General features: G+C 44.6%; 18 protein-coding genes. 10 read left to right on the top strand and 8 right to left on the bottom strand.

Annotated features, from left to right (window positions below; genetic code table 11):
* Positions 1-131 precede the first annotated feature (131 nt).
* Positions 132-1,121 (bottom strand): LacI family DNA-binding transcriptional regulator, encoded by a 990-nt coding sequence (locus AC6I8Y_RS24030; RefSeq protein ID WP_498022017.1) that lies wholly within the window; start codon positions 1,119-1,121, stop codon positions 132-134.
* A 305-nt stretch (positions 1,122-1,426) separates the two neighbouring features.
* On the opposite strand from AC6I8Y_RS24030, the gene AC6I8Y_RS24025 reads away from it, so the two are divergent.
* A complete protein-coding gene (locus tag AC6I8Y_RS24025) occupies positions 1,427-2,872 on the top strand; it encodes a sucrose-specific PTS transporter subunit IIBC (protein ID WP_498022015.1) in 1,446 nt (481 codons plus the stop codon).
* A gap of 45 nt (positions 2,873-2,917) precedes the next feature.
* Here AC6I8Y_RS24025 and AC6I8Y_RS24020 read toward each other — a convergent pair whose 3' ends face one another.
* Positions 2,918-3,970, bottom strand: a complete 1,053-nt coding sequence (locus tag AC6I8Y_RS24020) for an MBL fold metallo-hydrolase (RefSeq protein WP_498022013.1) — start codon at positions 3,968-3,970, stop codon at positions 2,918-2,920.
* Between the two features lie 172 nt (positions 3,971-4,142).
* On the bottom strand, positions 4,143-5,036 hold the full coding sequence (locus tag AC6I8Y_RS24015) for an NAD(P)-dependent oxidoreductase (protein WP_042478005.1): 894 nt from the start codon (positions 5,034-5,036) through the stop codon (positions 4,143-4,145).
* A 379-nt stretch (positions 5,037-5,415) separates the two neighbouring features.
* Between AC6I8Y_RS24015 and AC6I8Y_RS24010 the strand changes: the two genes are divergently transcribed.
* A complete protein-coding gene (locus AC6I8Y_RS24010; protein WP_042478008.1) occupies positions 5,416-5,892 on the top strand; it encodes an SRPBCC domain-containing protein in 477 nt (158 codons plus the stop codon).
* Between the two features lie 61 nt (positions 5,893-5,953).
* On the opposite strand, the gene AC6I8Y_RS24005 is transcribed toward AC6I8Y_RS24010, so the two are convergent.
* Positions 5,954-6,436, bottom strand: a complete 483-nt coding sequence (locus AC6I8Y_RS24005) for a GNAT family N-acetyltransferase (protein WP_498022011.1) — start codon at positions 6,434-6,436, stop codon at positions 5,954-5,956.
* A 120-nt stretch (positions 6,437-6,556) separates the two neighbouring features.
* Between AC6I8Y_RS24005 and AC6I8Y_RS24000 the strand changes: the two genes are divergently transcribed.
* Both AC6I8Y_RS24000 and AC6I8Y_RS23995 read left to right on the top strand, forming a co-directional pair.
* Positions 6,557-7,420 (top strand): DMT family transporter, encoded by an 864-nt coding sequence (locus AC6I8Y_RS24000; RefSeq protein ID WP_498022009.1) that lies wholly within the window; start codon positions 6,557-6,559, stop codon positions 7,418-7,420.
* 136 nt (positions 7,421-7,556) lie between these two features.
* Positions 7,557-8,198, top strand: a complete 642-nt coding sequence (locus tag AC6I8Y_RS23995) for a hypothetical protein (RefSeq protein ID WP_498022007.1) — start codon at positions 7,557-7,559, stop codon at positions 8,196-8,198.
* On the opposite strand, the gene AC6I8Y_RS23990 is transcribed toward AC6I8Y_RS23995, so the two are convergent.
* Positions 8,168-9,964, bottom strand: coding sequence for an SgrR family transcriptional regulator (locus tag AC6I8Y_RS23990; RefSeq protein WP_498022006.1), 1,797 nt, complete (start codon positions 9,962-9,964; stop codon positions 8,168-8,170). The genes AC6I8Y_RS23995 and AC6I8Y_RS23990 overlap by 31 nt on opposite strands.
* A 709-nt stretch (positions 9,965-10,673) precedes the next feature.
* On the opposite strand from AC6I8Y_RS23990, the gene AC6I8Y_RS23985 reads away from it, so the two are divergent.
* Entirely contained in the window at positions 10,674-11,771 is a 1,098-nt protein-coding gene (locus AC6I8Y_RS23985; protein ID WP_498022004.1) for an OmpP1/FadL family transporter, read from the top strand.
* Between the two features lie 16 nt (positions 11,772-11,787).
* Here AC6I8Y_RS23985 and AC6I8Y_RS23980 read toward each other — a convergent pair whose 3' ends face one another.
* On the bottom strand, positions 11,788-12,291 hold the full coding sequence (locus AC6I8Y_RS23980) for a L,D-transpeptidase family protein (RefSeq protein WP_498022002.1): 504 nt from the start codon (positions 12,289-12,291) through the stop codon (positions 11,788-11,790).
* 258 nt (positions 12,292-12,549) lie between these two features.
* On the opposite strand from AC6I8Y_RS23980, the gene AC6I8Y_RS23975 reads away from it, so the two are divergent.
* The 3 genes from AC6I8Y_RS23975 (at position 12,550) to AC6I8Y_RS23965 (ending at position 14,697) form a co-directional block, all read left to right on the top strand.
* Positions 12,550-13,269 (top strand): SDR family oxidoreductase, encoded by a 720-nt coding sequence (locus AC6I8Y_RS23975; RefSeq protein WP_128650609.1) that lies wholly within the window; start codon positions 12,550-12,552, stop codon positions 13,267-13,269.
* A gap of 312 nt (positions 13,270-13,581) precedes the next feature.
* A complete protein-coding gene (locus tag AC6I8Y_RS23970) occupies positions 13,582-13,725 on the top strand; it encodes a hypothetical protein (RefSeq protein WP_197058751.1) in 144 nt (47 codons plus the stop codon).
* A 246-nt stretch (positions 13,726-13,971) separates the two neighbouring features.
* Positions 13,972-14,697, top strand: coding sequence for a sulfite exporter TauE/SafE family protein (locus AC6I8Y_RS23965; protein WP_234497399.1), 726 nt, complete (start codon positions 13,972-13,974; stop codon positions 14,695-14,697).
* 108 nt (positions 14,698-14,805) lie between these two features.
* Here the strand turns inward: AC6I8Y_RS23965 and AC6I8Y_RS23960 are convergent, their stop codons facing one another.
* Together AC6I8Y_RS23960 and AC6I8Y_RS23955 are read right to left on the bottom strand one after the other, a co-directional pair.
* The gene (locus tag AC6I8Y_RS23960) at positions 14,806-16,062 is read right to left on the bottom strand and encodes an MFS transporter (RefSeq protein ID WP_394150000.1); all 1,257 of its coding nucleotides are present in this window, start codon (positions 16,060-16,062) and stop codon (positions 14,806-14,808) included.
* A 706-nt stretch (positions 16,063-16,768) separates the two neighbouring features.
* Entirely contained in the window at positions 16,769-16,924 is a 156-nt protein-coding gene (locus AC6I8Y_RS23955) for a hypothetical protein (protein WP_197058753.1), read from the bottom strand.
* Positions 16,925-17,332: 408 nt separating this feature from the next.
* On the opposite strand from AC6I8Y_RS23955, the gene AC6I8Y_RS23950 reads away from it, so the two are divergent.
* Together AC6I8Y_RS23950 and AC6I8Y_RS23945 are read left to right on the top strand one after the other, a co-directional pair.
* Complete coding sequence (locus tag AC6I8Y_RS23950) at positions 17,333-18,997, top strand: methyl-accepting chemotaxis protein (RefSeq protein WP_394149999.1); 1,665 nt, start codon at positions 17,333-17,335, stop codon at positions 18,995-18,997.
* A gap of 150 nt (positions 18,998-19,147) precedes the next feature.
* Positions 19,148-20,236, top strand: coding sequence for a DUF3541 domain-containing protein (locus tag AC6I8Y_RS23945; protein ID WP_394149998.1), 1,089 nt, complete (start codon positions 19,148-19,150; stop codon positions 20,234-20,236).
* Positions 20,237-20,238: the final 2 nt, after the last annotated feature.

Raw genomic sequence — 20,238 nt, 5'->3', positions numbered from 1 at the left:
TACTAGCGATGAAACAGGAGTGATACAAGAGCAATGGCTGGGTTTAATAGAAACTGTGACTTAACACACACCATGACTCCGTTGGATTAGGAGCCATAGTGAGGGTGTTGTCGTGAAAATTTGGGGAGGAATTAGCAGGTTTGTCGTTCGATATTTTGGAAAGTAAGAACGACCTTACTCATAACAGGTGGATGCCCATCAAGCAATTCAATCAATACCTTAGCAGCATTTTCCCCCGCTTTATCAAAGGGATAGTTAAAGGTTGAAATACTCGGCGAAGATACCGAGCCCAGTTCATCATTACCGACTCCTAGTACCTTAATATCCTCTCCGGCTTGTCGACCACTCTCTTCAATCGCCTTAACCGCACCTATTGCGATTCTGTCAGTCGCGCAAAACAAGCCATCTAGGTTTTCATATTCTGTTAGTAGCTGTTTCGCCTGTTGGTACCCCGACTCTATGGTGAACTCACCACGACTATGAAACAAAGGTTCGCCTTTACGCTTGAACTGTAAAGCTTGTTCTAAGCCTTGGTAACGCAGTTTATCAACAGCAATGTCGGAACTCGCCACACCAATAAAACCAATATTACTACAACCTGCTGATAGTAAACGATTTCCCGCCTCAAATCCGACGCGAAAATCATCATGCACAATACTTGGGATATTGAATAACGAACCATCCTGACCGACGAGTACAACAGGAGCTATCGAGTGCTGAATCGCTTCCACCAATTCTTCGTCCAAATGGGTTGCATAAAGAATAATGCCTTCAACCCGCTTTTGGTTAAATAGACGAATAAACTCAATCTCTTTTTGAAAAGACTGTTGAGTACTGGCTAGTAAGACGTGTTTTCCAGCACTTTCAAACACCGCACTTAATCCATCAACCCCTTGTGAGGTGGCGTTAGACGCAACCCTTGGTACGATTACTCCGATCAAGTTGGTCTTTTGCGATTTGAGGTCTTTAGCAACAAGGTTCGTTTGATACCCCAACTCATCAATGGCCTTTTGTACCTTATCTTTGGTCGCCTGCTTGACTCCATACTCATTATTTACCACGCGAGAGACTGTCGATTTAGAAACGCCAGCAAGTTTGGCGACATCATGAAGGCTTGCCATAGGATAAGTGTCCGATATTTATGGGAATGTTTGCAAAGAATACCACGACTTTCACCATTCTTATAACCAGTTAGGGCCCCAAATATGGTTCTAATTTTATAGCTTCAAGGAAAAACCTTATCTAGCGCACATTCTTTTGGCTCCTTGTATACTAAGAAATGATCACGGTCACACTGTCGCCTTTTATCTTTTGACACGACCTCATCCATGCTTATGATTCGAAATTGCAAACGTTCCCAAAAGTATTCAACACACAACAGGGAGCGAATACGATAATAACGCACAAAATGTAACCGGAGCTCGTTATGAACTACCCAGTCATAGCCAAAGAACTACTTACTCTGTTAGGGGGAAAGGAAAACCTCTCTGCCTTAGCTCATTGCGCGACTCGCTTGCGCCTCGCCGTTAAAGATGAATCTTTGATCCAAGAAAAAGCCATTGATGATCTTGAGGGTGTAAAAGGACAATTTAAGGTAGCAGGTCAGTACCAAATCATATTTGGCTCGGGCATCGTAAACCAAGTTTATGCAGAACTCGCTAAACTAACGGGCATGTCCGAAATGTCGACCAAGGATGTCGCGTCTGCGGGTGCCGAGAAACAAAACTGGCTACAACGCGCAGTAAAAGGTTTGTCCGATATCTTCGTACCTATTATTCCAGCCATCGTGGCCGGTGGTTTGTTGATGGGTATTTTCAACCTTCTCACCGCACCGGGTCTTTTCATTGAAGGTCAATCTCTGATCGATGCAAACCCAGGTCTTGCTGATCTCGCAAGCATGATCAACACCTTTGCCAATGCACCTTTTGTCTACTTACCTGTTCTATTGGCATTCTCTGCTTCCAAGAAGTTTGGTGGTAACCCGTTCCTTGGCGCAGCTTTGGGTATGTTGATGGTGCACCCTGATCTACTCAACGGCTGGGGCTTTGGTGGCGCAGCAGTGTCTGGCACGATCCCAACTTGGAACATTCTGGGCTTCGAGATCCAAAAAGTGGGCTATCAAGGTTCAGTACTACCTGTATTGGTATCGGCGTTTATTCTCGCTAAAGTTGAGAATGGTCTTCGCAAGTTTATCCCGTCCGTGTTGGACAACCTGCTCACTCCGATGCTTGCCATCTTTATCACAGGTTTCCTAACATTCACTGTCGTGGGTCCATTCACACGTGACATCGGCTTTTTACTGGGTGACGGTCTAAACTGGCTCTACGATTCAGCTGGCTTCATCGGCGGTGCACTGTTTGGCTTTATCTATGCACCGTTTGTTATCACCGGCATGCACCATAGCTTTATCGCCATTGAAACTCAGCTTCTTACTGATATCGCAATCACAGGTGGTACTTTTATCTTCCCAATCGCGGCAATGTCTAATATTGCTCAGGGTGCAGCCGCTCTAGCTGTTGGCTTCACCACTAAAGATGTGAAACAAAAAGGTATTGCTATGCCATCAGGCGTAACAGCTCTGCTTGGTATCACTGAACCTGCGATGTTTGGTGTTAACCTTAAACTGCGTTATCCATTTGTTGCAGCGATTATCGGTGCGGCGGTTTCAAGTGCGTTTATCACTATGTTTAATGTAAAGGCTCAAGCGCTTGGTGCGGCAGGTCTACCTGGTATTATCTCAATTCGCCCAGAAAACATCGGCTACTATGTCGCCGGCATGGCAATCTCATTCGCAGTTGCGTTTGGTTTAACCATTGTTCTTGGTATGCGTGAAAAGCAAAAAGCTTCAAAGCGAGTTACAGCAGCCGCTTAACTAACTGAATGCTTCTACCCCCATAATAAACAAAGGCGCTAATTATCAGCGCCTTTGTTTTGCTTCGTTTCCTTCCTCACTCCACCAGCGGACATCGTTTTTACGAACATTAAGCTCACTCACGATCACTTTCCCTCCAATCTTCGGGCAAACAAAATCAACATTGCGACGCTTAGCTTCGCTTTCTGCTCTTAGCAGAGGTTCGTTCCATTCATGATAGGAAAGATCAAAAGTCGCGTTGTGTATCGGTAGCATCACCGCGCCTTGTACATCAATGTGTGCCTGCACACTTTGTTCAGGAAACATATGAATATCCGCCCAGTTCTCATCATAGGCACCCGTTTCTATTAATGTCAGATCAAAGGGACCGTATCGTTTACCGACTTCTTTGAATCCACCAAAATAGCCAGAATCACCGCTAAAATAGACTCTAGACTTAGTCCCTAAGATAGCCCAGCTTCCCCAAAGCGACGTATCCCTTTGCTTGTACGAACGCCCTGAAAAGTGCTGCGTCGGAGCAAAAACAAAGCGGGTCTTTTCCACTGTTATTGATTCCCACCATTCGAACTCAACGATTTTTCTTACCTCGACTCCCCACTCAATGAGGTGGTCGCCTACACACATTGGCACCAGGAACTTACCAACTTTATGATGCAGTTGTTTTACAGTTTGTTTGTCCAAATGGTCGTAGTGATCATGGCTTATTAAGCACACATCAATATAAGGTAGCTCTTCAACCGAAATCGGCAGCGCGTGATAGCGCTTGGGGCCCGCCCAATCGAGAGGCGAAGCTCGATTTCCTAGCACCGGATCAGTCAAGATTGTTATCCCATCGACTTTAAGCAATACCGTTGAGTGTCCCAAACGATAAACGCAGTCTTGCTTCTCTGTCTCTATCGCATCAGCTTGCATTGGCTCTACGGGAATATTAGGCGCTTTAAAGTTCAGTATCTTGTCGATGTTAAGGTAAGAGCGAAGAGTAGTGATCGTATCTTTAAAGGTGGGGTTGTAGAGAGTCTCTGAGTTTGTGAACCGCTGGGGCTTGGATGCTTCTGGCAATAGAAGGGTCTTTACACTTCTTGATGATAACGCTGGCATACTTGGCTTCCGATTGAGTAGTTAAGCCTATCCAGTGTTGCCCCGCTCAATGACACTTAGATGCCAGTAAGACGAAATAAATGTGTCGATAAAGTGACCGTTTTGACATATTCAACACAAACAAAAAACCCCACCGGTTAAGGTAGGGTTTTGTTAACTTAAAAGCGCTAAATTAAGCTTCAGCTTCTGCTTTTAGGTTAGTGAAGTAATCGAAGATTACTGGTACGTCGTTTTGACCTAGACCAGCATCAACTGCTGCTTGTAGGCTTGTAGAAGTACCTTGAGCGATTAGAGACTCAGTACCTAGCTCTTCACATAGAGCAAGGAAGTAGCCAAGGTCTTTGTTTGCGTTAGCAACAGAGAAACCTAGTTTTTCTTCGCCGTCAACCGCGTAGAACTTACAGAACTGCATGAACGGAGAGTTAGATGGACCCGCTGACATGATGTCAAATAGTTGCTGACCGTCAACGCCCGCTAGCTTAGCTACTGCGAAAGCTTGAGACATAGTTGCAACAGTAGTCATACCCATGAAGTTGTTAACTAGCTTAGTAACGTGACCTGAACCTAGAGCGCCTAGGTGGAATACGTTTTCGCCTTGCTCGTCAAGAACTGGCTTAACTTTGTTGAATGTTTCGATGTCGCCAGCAGCCATGATGTTTAGAAGACCATCTTTAGCGTGAGCTGGAGTACGACCTAGAGGAGCGTCAATCATGCCTGCGCCGATAGCAGCAAGGTCAGCACCAATCTTCTTAGTAGAAGCTGGGATAGAAGTACCGAAGTCGATAAGCGTTTTGCCTTCTGACATACCCGCTAGGATACCAGTGTCGCCGTATACTACTTTCTCAACAACTTCAGAAGTTGTTAGACATAGCATAACGATGTCACTTTTCTCAGCTAGTTCTTTACCAGAAACTGCTTCAGATGCGTTGCCACGAGCTAGAACAGCTGCAACTGCATCTTTGTTAAGATCCATTACGTTTACTTCGTAACCACGGTTTTGAAGATTCTCAACCATGTTGCCGCCCATAAGGCCAAGACCGATGAAACCAATTACTGGCTTTGTCATGTGTGACTCCTAATAAAATACTATTGTATGACTATTTGCAGTTACTATATCTGCTCGATAGGAATTTCGCAATCTTCATTCCTCGAGAAAATGTGATCAGATCTAAATTATGAGAGATAGAACAGAAAAATTCATACAAAAAGGAAGAAATTGCCTGAATTGCGCCTAAATCGTTCAATTTTTACGCATCACTTGTAATACATTATACCCAATTTATCGACAAGGGTCTTCATACAATTCACCAAATGTCTTGCTAGCGCACATATCAAGATTGAGAGAATTGAAAAACCACCCACGACAGACTGCATACCACCCGACGCAATCAGCATTCTGGGTATATAGTTAAAGTGTCCAAACGCGAAACCCTGGCATGGTGACTATGAACGATCCACATCAAATACAGTGGCCGGAGTATTTCCACCCTAAGAATGCTCCTGTTCACGTGAAAAACGAAATTGTCATCCCCTCAGATTGTGAGACCATCTGGAGCCACATTGTGCGAGCGCCATGCTGGCCCAACTGGCAGCACCGAAAGACCGCAGTACAAATCGTGAAAGGCGACAGTAACGAACTTCACAAAGGCAGTGTATTTAATTGGATAACGAAAACCATGCGCTTTGAGTGCACGGTGGTCGAATATGAACCTTTTGAGAGGATAGCATGGCGAGGTAAAACGGGAGACGTGGATATGTACCACGCATGGCTCATCTCGCCCTGTACTGAAGGGTGCCGTATTGTGACAGAATCAACGCAGCGTGGTGGTCTGCGTTGGCTCACTGGGATGTTTGTTAAACGTCAAGTAGACGCCTACCACCAGCATTGGCTCGAAACATTAGTGCACAAAGCCAAAGAGTGAGGCTGGATCTTTATTGACTCGTGCTAATTACCTCGGTTTTTGCTAGTTACTTGAATCCTCACTATAGAGCTTTGAGCATCCATACATCACAACCATTGTGCAACGTGCCTTCGTACGGCTCGCTGAGATGCTCAAATCCAGCCCGCTCATATAAAGCAATGGCTGATCCCATTGAACTTAAAGTATCTAGGTAACACTGTTTGTAGCCTTGCGCTTTTGCAAATGACAAGCATTGTTCAGTCAATGTCTTGCCAAGGCCTAAGCCTCTACTTTCAGGTAGTAGAAACAATTTTTTGAGTTCGCATACGTCATCGCCTTGACCAAATGGTGCGATGCCACCGCCGCCCACCACTTTTCCATTTACCAACGCCACTAAATAAAGGCTGCGGTCTTCTTCATTGTAATGCTGACTCATTGCTAGCACTTCTTCATCCGAGGGACCAAATCCTTCTCCCACCGCACCGAACTCTGCACCGACAGACTTAATAACCTCACACAGCGCTTCATCAAACTCTGGTGACACCTTTACTACTTCTACACTCATCCTTTACTTCCTATTTAAACCGCTGAGGTTACTCGGGTATATATCTTATAAACAATTATCTGTTTAGCGATTGCTGACATCAAGTTAGGATTTAGACATGCTCAAGATAGGCGCCCAATAATGAATAACACGCTTACCCTCTCCTTCGCTGCAATGACAGCCTTTGCTTTTAACTCTTTGCTGTGCCGCTTGGCACTGGGAACATCGGCTATTGATCCACTTAGTTTTACCTCTATTCGGCTCGTGAGTGGCGCCGCAACACTAGTCTGTTTAGGCTTGATACTCAAAAAGCAGCAAGGCGATTCAAGTCCATCACTAAAAATGTCTCTCGCCTTAGGGGTGACACTTTTCGGTTATGCGCTGTCATTTTCACTGGCCTATATCACGCTCGATACGGGTACGGGGGCGCTGATTCTTTTCGGTACGGTGCAGTTTGCACTCATCCTCCATCATAGGTTCAGTGGACACAAACTCTCTTTCGTTGAAATGATTGGAATCGCAGTTGCACTGGGCGGCTTTGTATTACTGATGTTACCCAGTGCCTCCCAGCCTTCTATTCTAGGAGCATTGCTTATGATGGTCTCAGGGTTGTGCTGGAGCGGTTTTACCTTATTGGGCAAAAAGGTGGCTTCACCGATAACCGCGACTCGGCAAGGGTTTGTGGTGGCAAGCATTCTGGTTATCGTTGCGGTGCTTGTTCATAGTTTAACGGCTTCAACAACCAACTACCTAACGCTGAGTGGCAGTTTGTATGCACTTCTTTCTGGTGTTGTCGCTTCCGCTCTAGGGTACTACCTCTGGTACCGTCTCTTGCCGAAGATAGATGTGCTTGAAGCATCATTGATGCAGCTCACGGTACCCGCCATTGCATTATTGCTTGGCTGGCTATTCTTAGCTGAGTCTCCTTCATTACTCGCGTTGCTAGCGACTTTGTTTATTTTATCGGGAATCGCACTAACCTCTTGGGCAAAAGCGCGCAAATGAACCTAGCTGCATCCTTCTAACCCATAAGTAGATGAATAAGAAAGTAAATAAAATACAAAACCTTAATTGGTATCTCGACTCGAACTGCACTAACTTATAGCAACAGTAATTCAGCCTATGACTACCTGAGATGACCATGAAGAGACCATTTATTCTGTTGCTTGCCGCCCTTTTGCCATTACAAATCAGTATTGCGGCGAGTGATCTTCCCGCTGACGACGTTGAACAAGAAACAGAGCAGCCTTTAGTGAACATCAATATGATGCTCGACCTAAAGGGGATAGAGCAGTCGATCAACAGCTCAAGCGTTGCCATCGATAATCTAGCAACCTCTCTTACTCTACTTTCAAATAACCAAAGTTTGAATGAAGAGCAACGACAAGTGCTGGTTGATACCATGGACAACATCAACGAACTAACTGAGATGTCCAAGTCCTCGTTGGCGGCACTGCCAGGCGCTCTAGAGCAATCGCAAAATTCAATTGCTAACAGCACCAAAAAGTTCGCTTACGACGTTCGCTTTAACGTACTGCTTTTGTTGGCGCTACTAGTACTCTCGATTGTCTTGGCGCTGATCGCTGCTTATTGGCTGCTACTGCGTCCTATGCAGGGCACGATACTGCATGCAACACGCAACGTATCCAAGATGGCATCAGCGATTCATAAAACTGCGGAGTCACTAGAATCAACAACCGCGAATCAAAGAGTGTTGACTGAAAGACTGGAAGCGTACGAGTCAGAAAAGGCTCAATCTGCAGACCACACATCTCGAATTTGAGGCCAGCCCCAAGTCGTTATCTCAACGCCTTTTAAAATTCCTTGAAAGCTCAATGTCTGCCTATGATGGAACATTGGGCTTACGATACCTTCGTGTATCAAAAGAGAACCGATTTGTTCTAGCTCAGTTAAATAGTTTTCGGGTCTACAATCGGCTCGAATCTTATTAAGCTCAGCTTTCAACCATTGGCTCACATCATCACCGATACCAGCATGCAGTACAGGGTCACTTAAGAAGAACAACAGTGCTGATACCTGCCTATTGTCATCAAGGTTTAGACTGCTCATCACAATATCTTCATCAAAAGGCTCCCTTGTCGCCTTGCCAACAAATACATCAAAGTCATAAAGGTTAAGCGTTACCTCAATACCCTCCGCTTCTAAAATTTGCTTTACGGCTTTAGCGCTTCTTAGTATCCCTGGATGGTTGTAATACGCGATTTTTAGCTCTCGTGGCAGTACTACCGCTCGATTGTGGATGCGTTTTACGTTGTGCCAGAACGGGAAGAAGCTGCTCGCAAACTCGGCGCCAAAGGTGTCTTGGTTTTTAACAAGTTGCTGCCACACTTTTTCGCCACTTAGCATCTGGCTGAGCCAGCTGCGCTGCGCAAAAGACAGTGAAGGGTTCGCTTGATTGAAAATCATGAACATACAACCATCTTCGATACGAGCACGAGAGGTTGTACTACTCAGCGCCTCTTTCTCCAAATCTATCTCTGGATGCGTGATCACCTTTTGAGAGTACGGTTCGTTGACTCGTGATCCCGACACCAAAGCTTGTTCGCAAGATGCCGGGTTTTTAGGACTGTGGCCATTAGAATGCTGGCTATTAGCACTAACAGACCATATCGAAACATGATCGGTTAAAGAACGTAAACCATGATAGCGCTCATTGGCAGAAAGGTTGAGGAGAGAACTCGATTGATCGGCGAGTGAAAACACGCCACACCCAACCACATTAAGATCTGACTCTTCAAGCTGTTGTGGGGGTTGGATGGAGTATTTCAAATCACTAAGCAGTGCCGCAAAGCCTCTATCAGGTCGACTAAGCGAGACCGTAAATCCAAGCGCATGATTGACTTCAATGCTCTCTAGGTGATCGAGCTCTGAACGATAATAATCGCGCTCTTTCAGTTGCATCAATAATATGGCGATGGACTCTGCGTTTACCCTAGCTCCGTCATGAAAGTAAACGGATGGTCTTATATAGAATGACCATTTTCTGAAGTGCTCATCGGCTTCCCAATGATGGGCGATATCTGGTTTTAGCTCACCGTCACGGCTCATCGACACTAAACAAGCATGAACCTGTCGCACCAAAAAACGTTCACTATTGCGATGCGGTACGTTCGGTGCTAATCGAGCAAATGACCGGTTGTAAGTAAGCTGAACATGTACACTGCCCTCATTAATCTGAGCCCCCGCGGTTTGCTGCAAAAGCTGACCAAATGTGGATTGGTCATTATCTAAAAATTCCAATGCACGATCATACTTGCTCTGTTTTAACCATTCGGTCGCAATTAACTTCTTAACGTCACTTCGGTCCAGCTTTTTGATCAATGTCGATCGCTGGTTCCTTCCCACTTTGGGCAACCAAGCAATCCAGCTTAGTTCGGTCATCTGCTTTAGGACAGAGCGAGCATGGCGCGGACTGGTTGCCATCGTATCGGCAACATCGGCGAGGGTCACTGCGTACTCAACTGAGACTTCAAACTTGATGAGACGCTCATAGTAGCGATATAGGTTTATACTTTCCAAATTAGGCACTCCACCTAGTGCAAACCATTCCTTATATAGGACAATTACGGCGTAAAAAGCTTAAAAACATCATTTCCAAATCAATACAAGGAATAAGAAAACCAAAAGTCTATCTGTTTTATTGTACCGCATAAAACAACACAATATGTACAGATTCCCCCAACACAAAAGATACCGGAGAGCCTAATGAGAAAAGATGCAACCCGACGAACCAGCAGCTCTGCACGCCCTTTAAAAGCTTACTATTTAAATCAGCTAAGCAACGCCAAATCTCAACTACAAGCAAATGCCCTTTTGCAACTCGCAAAAACCTGCCAGTTTTTTGACTAGAAGAGTTCAGACGGTCGTGAGCTACATGTTTATGCTCCTACCCCCACAAGCACTATTCATGCTCACGATCGTCACCTCATACGCAGTAGTTAATACTCACCTAGCAGCGCTAAAAGGAAAATTCTGACAGGTTTTTAAGGCAGGTCATCAAAGCCCACTTTCTTAACTCGTAAGAAATGCAACGGCTACTTACACTGTATATACCACAAAACATCATAGAGTTAGTAACGAGCCCCATCCTCTTATAACGTCTAATAACACTGCAATCACGGCTTGCAATCAGCAATGTCACTTTTGTTCACACAAAAATTGCATGGTATAAAAATCCACCATGCTAGAATGCCGTTTTTTCATAGCTTGATAACAAACATGTCTCTTACACAACGTATTGCCATTACGGCAATGGTTTGTAGTTCACCGATCGCTAACGCCACTGGTCTTAACTTTTTGGGAATCCTCAACTTCAAATAGTGCGCTCGCGAGCGCGAATGGCGCATCGGCGGTCGATGCGAGTATTTTGGCAACCGCTCCGTCCAGTATGACGCAGTTAAAAACCACTACGGTAACCGCAAGTGTCACTCGCTATCAGGTCGATACTGATTACGATATTTTGGGCACGCAATCGTCTTACTCGAAAGCGAATCCGATTCCAGCGGGTTTTATGGTGATGCCGATAGACTCAAACTGGTCAGTTGGCCTTGCCGCCTATAGTCGCACCGCAGCAGATATCTCAATTTCAGAGTTTAGGCTTCCGCCGCCACTCAATATACGTATCTTAGAGCAAGCGCGAGTGCGCCCTATCGTCGTGTCCTTTGCGCCTAGCGTTGCCTATAAGATGGGAGATGTGAGTATTGGTTTAACGCTTGAATATCAATATGCGGACTACTTGCTTGAAGTTGATAAATGTAAGTTCTTAGGCGGGTGTAATACTGAGACCACAACAGGCAATACCGATGGCTGGACAGGTGCTATCAGCGCAACTTGGCAAGCTAACTCGTGGCTGACTCTTGCAGCAACACACAGGCTCGATAGCCAGTTTGGTGACAGTAACATCCAATTTGCTCTACCATCAATTACAAGCGTCTACGGCACCATTGCTTTAACCGACAATTGGTCATGGCACAATACCTTCAGTTTATCGCGTTGGGATGGCCAAGGTGTTACCTACACTGATTATGACGATCCGATCCAACTGTTGAAAGGATCCCGTCACAGCAAACGCTACGCGACTTCCATGGAATATCGAATTGGGCAGTTAGCGCTACGTGGTGGCGTTAGTATGGATGAAGCTATTGATTCCTTTGGTGGAGAAGATGTTCGTTATCGACTCGGCGCAGCCTACGCGGTAAACGAACACCTGACCTTAGATCTTTCTGGCTTTAGCGAGAACTATGCGAGAAAGAACGTGAAGCTAAATGAAAGCTATCAGGTGGATGTGCAAAATAAAGGTTACGGTGTGAGTTTCGGTCTAACCTATCGCTACTAACCTCCTAGTAAAACAACTACCAACGAATATAGATGGGCGTACCAATCTTAACTAGAGAGACCAGCTCGTCCATCTCATCGTTGGTAATGGCAATGCAGCCATTGGTCCAGTCGAAGCTTTGCACAAACTGTGGCGGCTTATTGTTGTCATTTTGAAGTCCGTGGATCTTAATGTTGCCACCTGGGCTCACCCCTAGACTTTGCGCGCGTTTCTTATCTCTCAAGTTTGGATAGCTAATGTGCATAGAACGATAAAACGCAGAATCATCCATCACGAAGTCGAGGTAATATTTGCCCTCTGGGGTGCGATTGTCACCTTCCTGAATCTTGTGACCACGTGGATTTTTCCCGAGTGCAATTCGATACTCTCGGACCACAACATCACCATCCATCAAGTACATTCGTCTCGAAGACTTTTTTACCTCCACTCGATCAACGACAGCATCTTTTGCTAATTCCAAACTAAGCGCTTGAAATGGAAGAGCAATAGACAAAACTAAAACCAATAACCACTTATACATCAGTCTTCCCTCAAAATTCGAACGCAAATCTTATCCCTTTATGACAATAGTTCCAACGAAATGTGCCATTTCGTTGGCACTATTGTCCTGATACGAACTAATGCAATGAGTAGAGTATAGAAAGAAAACGAGCAAGTTAATTGTTGCAATATAACAACACTGTTTTAATTAAATCCCCATATATCAACAATAGTTTTTTGACTAGACTTGTTAGCAACTTCACTACAGAAGTCCACTAATTCAAAAAAGGGTGAACATATGAAAAAGCTAGTTGTTATTACAGGTGCAAGTTCTGGTATTGGCGAAGCGATCGCACGTCGTTTAAGTGATGCTGGTCACCCACTACTTCTTCTTGCTCGTCGCGTAGAGAAGCTAGAAGCACTGCAACTACCTAATACACTGTGTGAAAAAGTCGACATCACCGACAAAGCGACATTTGAAGCAGCCATTGCTAAAGCGGAACAGCAATTTGGTCCTGCTGACGCTCTGATTAACAATGCTGGCGTTATGCTACTAGGTCAGATCGATACTCAAGACGCATCAGAATGGAAAACCATGTTTGACGTGAACGTCGTTGGTCTTCTCAATGGTATGCAGGCGGTACTTGCACCAATGAAGGCACGCAACGCCGGCACCATCATCAATATCAGCTCGATTGCCGGTCGTAAAACATTTGGTAACCACGCTGCCTATTGCGGTACCAAGTTTGCCGTTCACGCTATCTCTGAGAACGTTCGTGAAGAAGTCGCAGAATCTGATGTACGCGTCGTCACCATCGCTCCTGGTGCAGTAGAAACCGAACTGCTGTCGCACACGACTTCACAAGAGATCAAAGATGGCTATGATCAATGGAAGGAAGTCATGGGTGGCGTCCTTGCCGCCGATGATGTTGCGAGAGCGGTAGAGTTTGCTTATGCGCAACCTCAGAACGTGTGTATTCGTGAAATCGTATTGGCTCCGACCCGTCAGCAGCCATAAAATCACAGAAACATCTAAAAGCAGCGCCATTTGGTGCTGTTTTTTTGTGTCTACTTCAAGACAAAGTCTTACTCAGGCAAAATAATATATCTTTATCAAGCACTATCGCTAAAGTGAAATAACAAAAGTGATATTTGTCAGCATCAATAATCAAAATTGATTGTAACCAGTTGTAATTCTATGACGCGATCGCGTTTTACGGAACATAATTCATAAATCGATTTAATAATAGCGTCGGCTCTCAATTTGGCCTGGTGGGTTATTGTAAAATACACCTAGTCAATAACGGTTCCTGATTTAAGGAGAAGTAATATGGAGAGAATAATCAACACCTTAGGGTTATGTATCATAGCAAGCAAGTACGCTATCGTTCTATTGATGGCTGGTATCACGTTCAGCAGTGGTGCATTCGCTGCTGAATTATTACTGTGCACAGGGATGGAAAACTCTGATTAAGTTTTTGTAAGGGAATATACAGCGACATTCTTCTAATAAACCTTTTTACGTTGCTTTATATTTTTAGGGAGCTACTTTGCTCCCTTTTTTTTTATTTTAAGGCATCAAACTTGATTTAAATCAATTATTTCATACCTTCCTATATATCAATAATATCCAGTTTATCGTTAAAGTCCTCTGCCCCTTACCATAACTTAGCGGTACAATGTCGTCCTCTATGACCTTTGATACTAAAAAGGATGATTCATGCTTGCTGATTGGCTCAGCCAAACCTCACTCATTGCGATGCTATTGATCTTCGTTGGCGCTTACGTGCAAACAGCAATCGGCTTTGGACTTGCCATTGTGGCGGCACCTCTCTTGTTTCAAGTCTCTCCAGACTATGTGCCGGCTCCGATTTGCCTCGTCGCTTTGTTTATCTCAATCCTTAACGCCATGAAGCACAAGAGCAACATCGCTATCGGCGGGCTTAAAATGGCAATGATAGGTCGCGTTCCTGGCTCTGTTGCGGGTGCAGCTTTGTTGCTATACGTATCGACTCAAGTGCTGTCACTCTGGCTAGGGTTATTGGTTGTATTTGCGGTTGTTGTGAGCCTTTTACCCGTGCGTATTGAACCAACACCAACAAGAATGGGTATTGCAGGCTTCTTTTCAGGCTTCTTTGGCACTAGCAGTGGTATTGGTGGTCCGCCAATGGCACTTCTACTTCAGCATCAAGAAGCGAATCAGCTACGCGGCAACCTATCAGCGTTCTTTGTGTTCAGCTCAATCATGTCGCTTATTGTGCAAGCCCCTATCGGCTTTCTAACACTCCATCACCTTTATATCACTGTGCCACTCATTCCCGCCGCGTGGTTGGGCTATCACTTAGCAAGACTTACTACCCAGTCTCTACCTAAAGAGAAGGTTCGACTGGCGGCTTTATTGCTGTGCTCAATTAGTGGTCTGACGGCGATTTGGCAAAGCTTTTAATGACGCGGTATTTGAGGACACAGTTTCCTCAAGTCACTTTTATCGTGCACTTATAACCAGAAAAGGGAGCAAATTTGCTCCCTTTTGTTATCAATCACCCTTTTCAACTCAAGCGTGATTTGTCTTTGCTTTGTGCTCGTGCGTTTGCTTTTCTTTGGTAACAATCCAAATTGCCACAAATGCGATAGCAGTTAACACACCAATGGCTACTGGCAGAGCGCTCCAACTGAATGACTCAACCGTGAAACCACTGATCGCACTACCTGTCGCAAAACCGATTGAGATAAAGAACATCATCAGGCCTTGTGTGTAGCCCGCACCAACACGTGTTAAGCGAGACGCGACCGCTGGCGAACACATATCTGTCACAGTAATGCCTTGTAGGTAAACAATCACCAAGGCCACTGGTAGAATCACCGTCGGAATGAACTGAAGTTCTGCGATAAAATACAGTGCTGCGATTACTGCAATAGACGCAACCGTACACAGTTTGAATAGTGCTGTTGGTCCAAACTTCGCTGAAAACCTCTCAGCCGCAATAACAACAATCAAACCTAGTACTGCTGAGATAGAAAGACTCGTCGCTGACAAGGCTTCAGAAACCGTGAATGCATTTTTCATCAAGTTAGGAAATTGAGCCTGGAATGCACCTTGGCCAGCACATAAGGCAGCAACGGCAAATAAGAACAGTCCAAATTTGGAGAACAGTACTTTAACGATGTTCACTTTCTCTTGGGATTCTTCTGCCGCCTCTTTTTCACGCGCTTCAGCCGTGTCTAATACGCGCTGTCCGGCCTCTTTATTACTGAGGAACGTCACGACGGATAAAACGGCCACAGTCGCCATCATAGTGTAAAAGCTTGTCTCATAGCCAAATCCACCATCAGTCAATGCCGCTAATGCACCACCACCTAGCAAAGTACCGATGATCGCCGCTTGCGCCATACGACCGAGCTTTAGTGCCTCAGTTTTGTCGTCATATCCAGCAAAGGCAATAAACACTGGGTTTAGCATTAACAGCGTTGCGGAACCCAGACCAAAGAACACTGAGCCAATCGCCATCATTGTAAAATCAGTACCCGATGCGATGTAGCAAAAACCAGCGATGATATACGCGATCATGCCTAAGAACTGCGCTAAGCGGTGCGCTTTAAACTTATCGGCAAGTAAACCGATAATCGGTGCTGCAAGACCTGCCACACCGAAGAAACCCATTGCAATACCTGCATTGGCAAAACTACCCGTTCGCTCGGCAACGAAAGCTGGCATAACAATAGGAATGAATACAAGCTGTACAAAGCCGTATGCGAGGTGGGCTGAAAACCAAAGTTCGATCCCAAGTTTGTAAAATAGGTTTTTTAGCATAACTATTCTGCGTATCCCTTTTGCCAAGATGAGACAAAGCCTCCGGTTCAATCGGCAAAATTTCAACAAGCATCCTTCTGGTAAAAAAGTTGGCCATCATGGCCATTCACTCTGACTAGTATCAAACAGGTATAATAATTCTCTAGCGAAAAACACTAATGTTACATGTGTTGCAACCCTTATTAATGCCACTACTAGAAAGTACTACTTTGTTTGTTGATTATTAACTTACTACCAAAAATAAATATTGAAATAGTTCAAATCAATATTTTGAAAAAATAGTAATGTTCTATGTCTCAAAATTATAAAGTTTCACTGATACACAAGCTCACATTGATAACCATTAGTTAAGCATGATAGAAAAGCGATCCAAAAAGGTTTCATATTGGTTAAAAAAGACGATTTTTAATTACCTTTTGAATCTATTCAAAAGAAAAATAGGACACGACATGAACTAACGCAAAAGCGAATAGCTTAAATATGGAATGAAAAAAATACTTAGATAAATATTATCAAATACCAAAAGTAAAATACCCAAGTATATTACTGTGATATTTCCAAAACGATGATTCAGTGTATTTTCAACATTGAATAATAATGGGAAAAATTTAGTTAACGAGCTATTTGGTTTAAGTGAGAGTAAATGGTTGCGGAGTGAGTTCTAAGCCTAGTGAAAAAAAGAACCAGCTAAGCTGGTTCAATTGCGTTAAAGTTTCTTCATATCTTTCGGACAGGTATCGAGGTGAGTTGTGACCACCAGACCGGCATCGGTTAGACAAATATTGCCAGGCTCACCTGCATCATCGGCTAATGCAAAAAAAGAACATACCGTGCTAAGCACGAAAACCACTAATGATTTCATTGTGATATCTCCTTACTAACGTATTGTTCTGCGCGGCAAACTCCCTGCCTCGCTCTTTGAGCATAGTCAAGAAAAAGCAATAGCGACAAAGAATTTATTCAATAATTTCATATAGATAACCACCATCAATAACAGAGGGTGGCAATATTTATCCACCCAATACCAAAACCGACCCTCGTGACATTCCCCCCTCGCTTCTGTTCGAACCTTTAGCTGTAGAACTAAGGGTCAGACCACCAGACCGCTGTGATTATTTCCATAACAAACAGATAGTTAAAATGAAAATATAATCCGTGACGCTTTATTACCGATCTTCATCCTGTAAATGGCACAGCGTTTGCTTACTTATTGTTCAGATGCTCAATAAAAGGGCACGATACACAACTACGACTATTAGGATGAATGTTTATGAATTTGTCGATTCGAAAACGACTTTATGTACTTACCATAGTACCTTTGCTGCTCGTTACAATAGGGATACTGGGGATCACCTACTCCAAGGTTTCTGCGCTAAATCAACAACAGTTTGATGACACGCGCCAGAACCTACTCAGCAATAAGCAACTTGAACTCAAAAACTACGTTGAACTTGCTCAAACCTCAGTCTTGAGGTTAGCAAAAGAGGGTGCCAGCCTAGAAGAAGGTTTAGAGGTGCTGCGCCATCTGAAGTTTGACGGCAATGGCTATATCTTCGGCTATAACTCCAAAGGTGATCGACTTTTGATGGGGACGAGCACTAAAGATATCGGCAACAACTACTATTCGGCTCAAGACAGTAAAGGAAACTACTTTATCCAAGACTTGATTCAAAACGCCAAGTCCGGACAGTATACGACCTACTACTTTCCAAAACCGGGACAAACTCTAGCAGAGCCTAAGTTAAGCTTCTCTATGTATATCCCCGAATGGGATCTCATGATTGGCACTGGCTTCTATATCGATGACATCGACCAAACCATTTCTAAAATGGAGCAAGAAGCCACCTCTGCCCTGCAGAGCAAAATTTTCACCATCTTTATGCTGTCTGGCGTCACACTAGCCTTGGTGTTCGTGCTTGCGACCTTCATTAATCGCAGCATCATGAAACCACTAGAGAAGTTCGACAGTTCACTTCAAAGCTTTGCAAAGGGCGATGCCGACCTGACCGCACGGATGGAAGAGTTTGACGCCCCTGAATTTAAGCGTTTAGGACGTAACTTCAATGCCTTTGTTTCAAGCCTGCAGGAAATCATTGCTAATGTATCGAGCACTAGCCATGCCGTGGTTGAAGAAACCAAAGAAATGAAGTCTCGGGCCGCTCAAGTGGACAGCCTAGCTTCCAGTCAGCGTGAAGAGACCGAACAAGTGGCAACGGCGATGACCGAGATGACCACAACATCATCAGAAATTTCCAGTAACGCAACCAGCGCTGCCGCGTCAGCCCAAGAAGCCGACACGAACGCTCGCGACGCACAACTGACGGTAAACACTGCCGCTTCCTCGGTACGTGAACTCGCAGAAGAAGTACTACAAGCCAGTAATGTAATTAGCAGGCTAGAAGGCGATGTGAAAAACATCTCGACATCACTCGCTGTCATACAAGATATCGCAGAGCAAACCAACCTACTCGCGCTTAATGCTGCTATCGAAGCCGCTCGAGCAGGTGAGCAGGGCCGAGGTTTTGCTGTCGTCGCAGATGAGGTACGTCAACTTGCGAGTCGCACGCAACAGAGCACTGGTGAGATCAACCAAATGATTGAGCAGTTAAAAGGTGCTTCTGATGAAGCGGTAAAAGCGATGGACTCAAGCAGAACACGCGGTGAAGCAACAGTTCAACAAGCTAATGATGCTGCAGCAGCCATTGAGGAGATCCAGCGAGCGATCGCCAATATCCACGATATGAATGCACTCATAGCAACGGCAACAGAAGAACAAGCGATTGTTGGTAAAGACATTGCACAGCGCATAGTGGTCATCTCAGATCAAAGTGCTGAGTCTGCAAGTCTAGCCGCAAAAAATCGCGACGGCAGTACTAACCTAAACGGCAGAGCTTCGCAATTAGAGCAGCTGGTCTCCCGATTTACAGTATCTTAAACCTTTCTTAATCTAAGGCACGAAAACCCTCGTGCCTTTGCTTACTCCACCGCAACACATTCAACAAAACAATAAAACTGACGTAACCATTACAATTTATCGTCGGTTAATTCTTACACTATAGCGATCTTTTGGTGGAAGGAAGAAGCTATGATATTGAAAAAACGAATACTCGCATTGACGGTTAGTGCCTTTCTGATTACTGGTGCTAGTATTATTGACTTCAGTAGCACACCAAAGCCGCATCAACTTCAGGCACACGCAAACGTGGTTAAAGACACTTACGAGTCTCGACTGTTTTCCTTATCTCCCTATAAGCAAGGTCATTTTGGCTTACGCATGTATAGGCAGACGCAAGACACCAAATACAAAACGACAATACTCGTCGATCTTGCCAATGTCACCGACCGACTTAATCACATTGCTGCAAACGTCACCACACCGGATGCTATCCACCAGCATTCTTTAGAACGCCTAAACGAATACAAAAAAGGCAAAGACGAGAGAAGTGTACGTCGATACAAGGCGACCAAAGATCAGCCCGAATACTTCTACATGGGGCTCGATGTTCTAAGGTATCTCGCTAGACTGCAAGAATATGGTGTCACCCACAAAGATGATAAGAAGCTTCGTAAACTTCTGCGCAGCTATGACTTCGAATCTGTACTCACCGACAAAGAGATGATCACTGCATGGGCGGCGCAACTTGCCAACCAAGCCTACTGGTTAAAACAGATTGGCGAACAGGATCTAGTCGATGAATTTATCACTGCATTTAAGAAAACGTATCCAAGCAGTGAAGACTACCGTCTAAGCAAACAGCAATTTGGCAACAAGCTTTACGGTATGACCCACATTATTTTGGCCGACTCTGGCTACTATCAACGCCAGGTTAGCGAGCAAGAGCACCAATGGATCTACGACTATTTCCGCCGCAATATTGACGATATTATTAAGCACACTAAAGAAGACATTATCGCGGAAGTTGGCATTAGCTTTTTGCTAGCCGGATTGGAAGACGATCCAGTCGTAGCAAAAACTCGTGCAGCCATCACAAAGTCTATTGATAAACGACACGGTATGATCCCATCGGTATCAGGCGACTTTGATTTTGCTTATGGAGAACACAGAAACGTGCTCGCTATTATGCTTTTGGATTGGCAGCCACCTTACGAAGGGCCAAATGTTAAAACCGACCCTAAATTGTTTAAACAGTTGCCTTACGGTGTGAGCATCTAAGT

The sequence above is a fragment of the Vibrio sp. KUL78 genome, from assembly GCF_059725505.1.
Note: the sequence above shows the minus strand (reverse complement) of the source record. Positions and strands in the feature narration are given on the sequence as shown.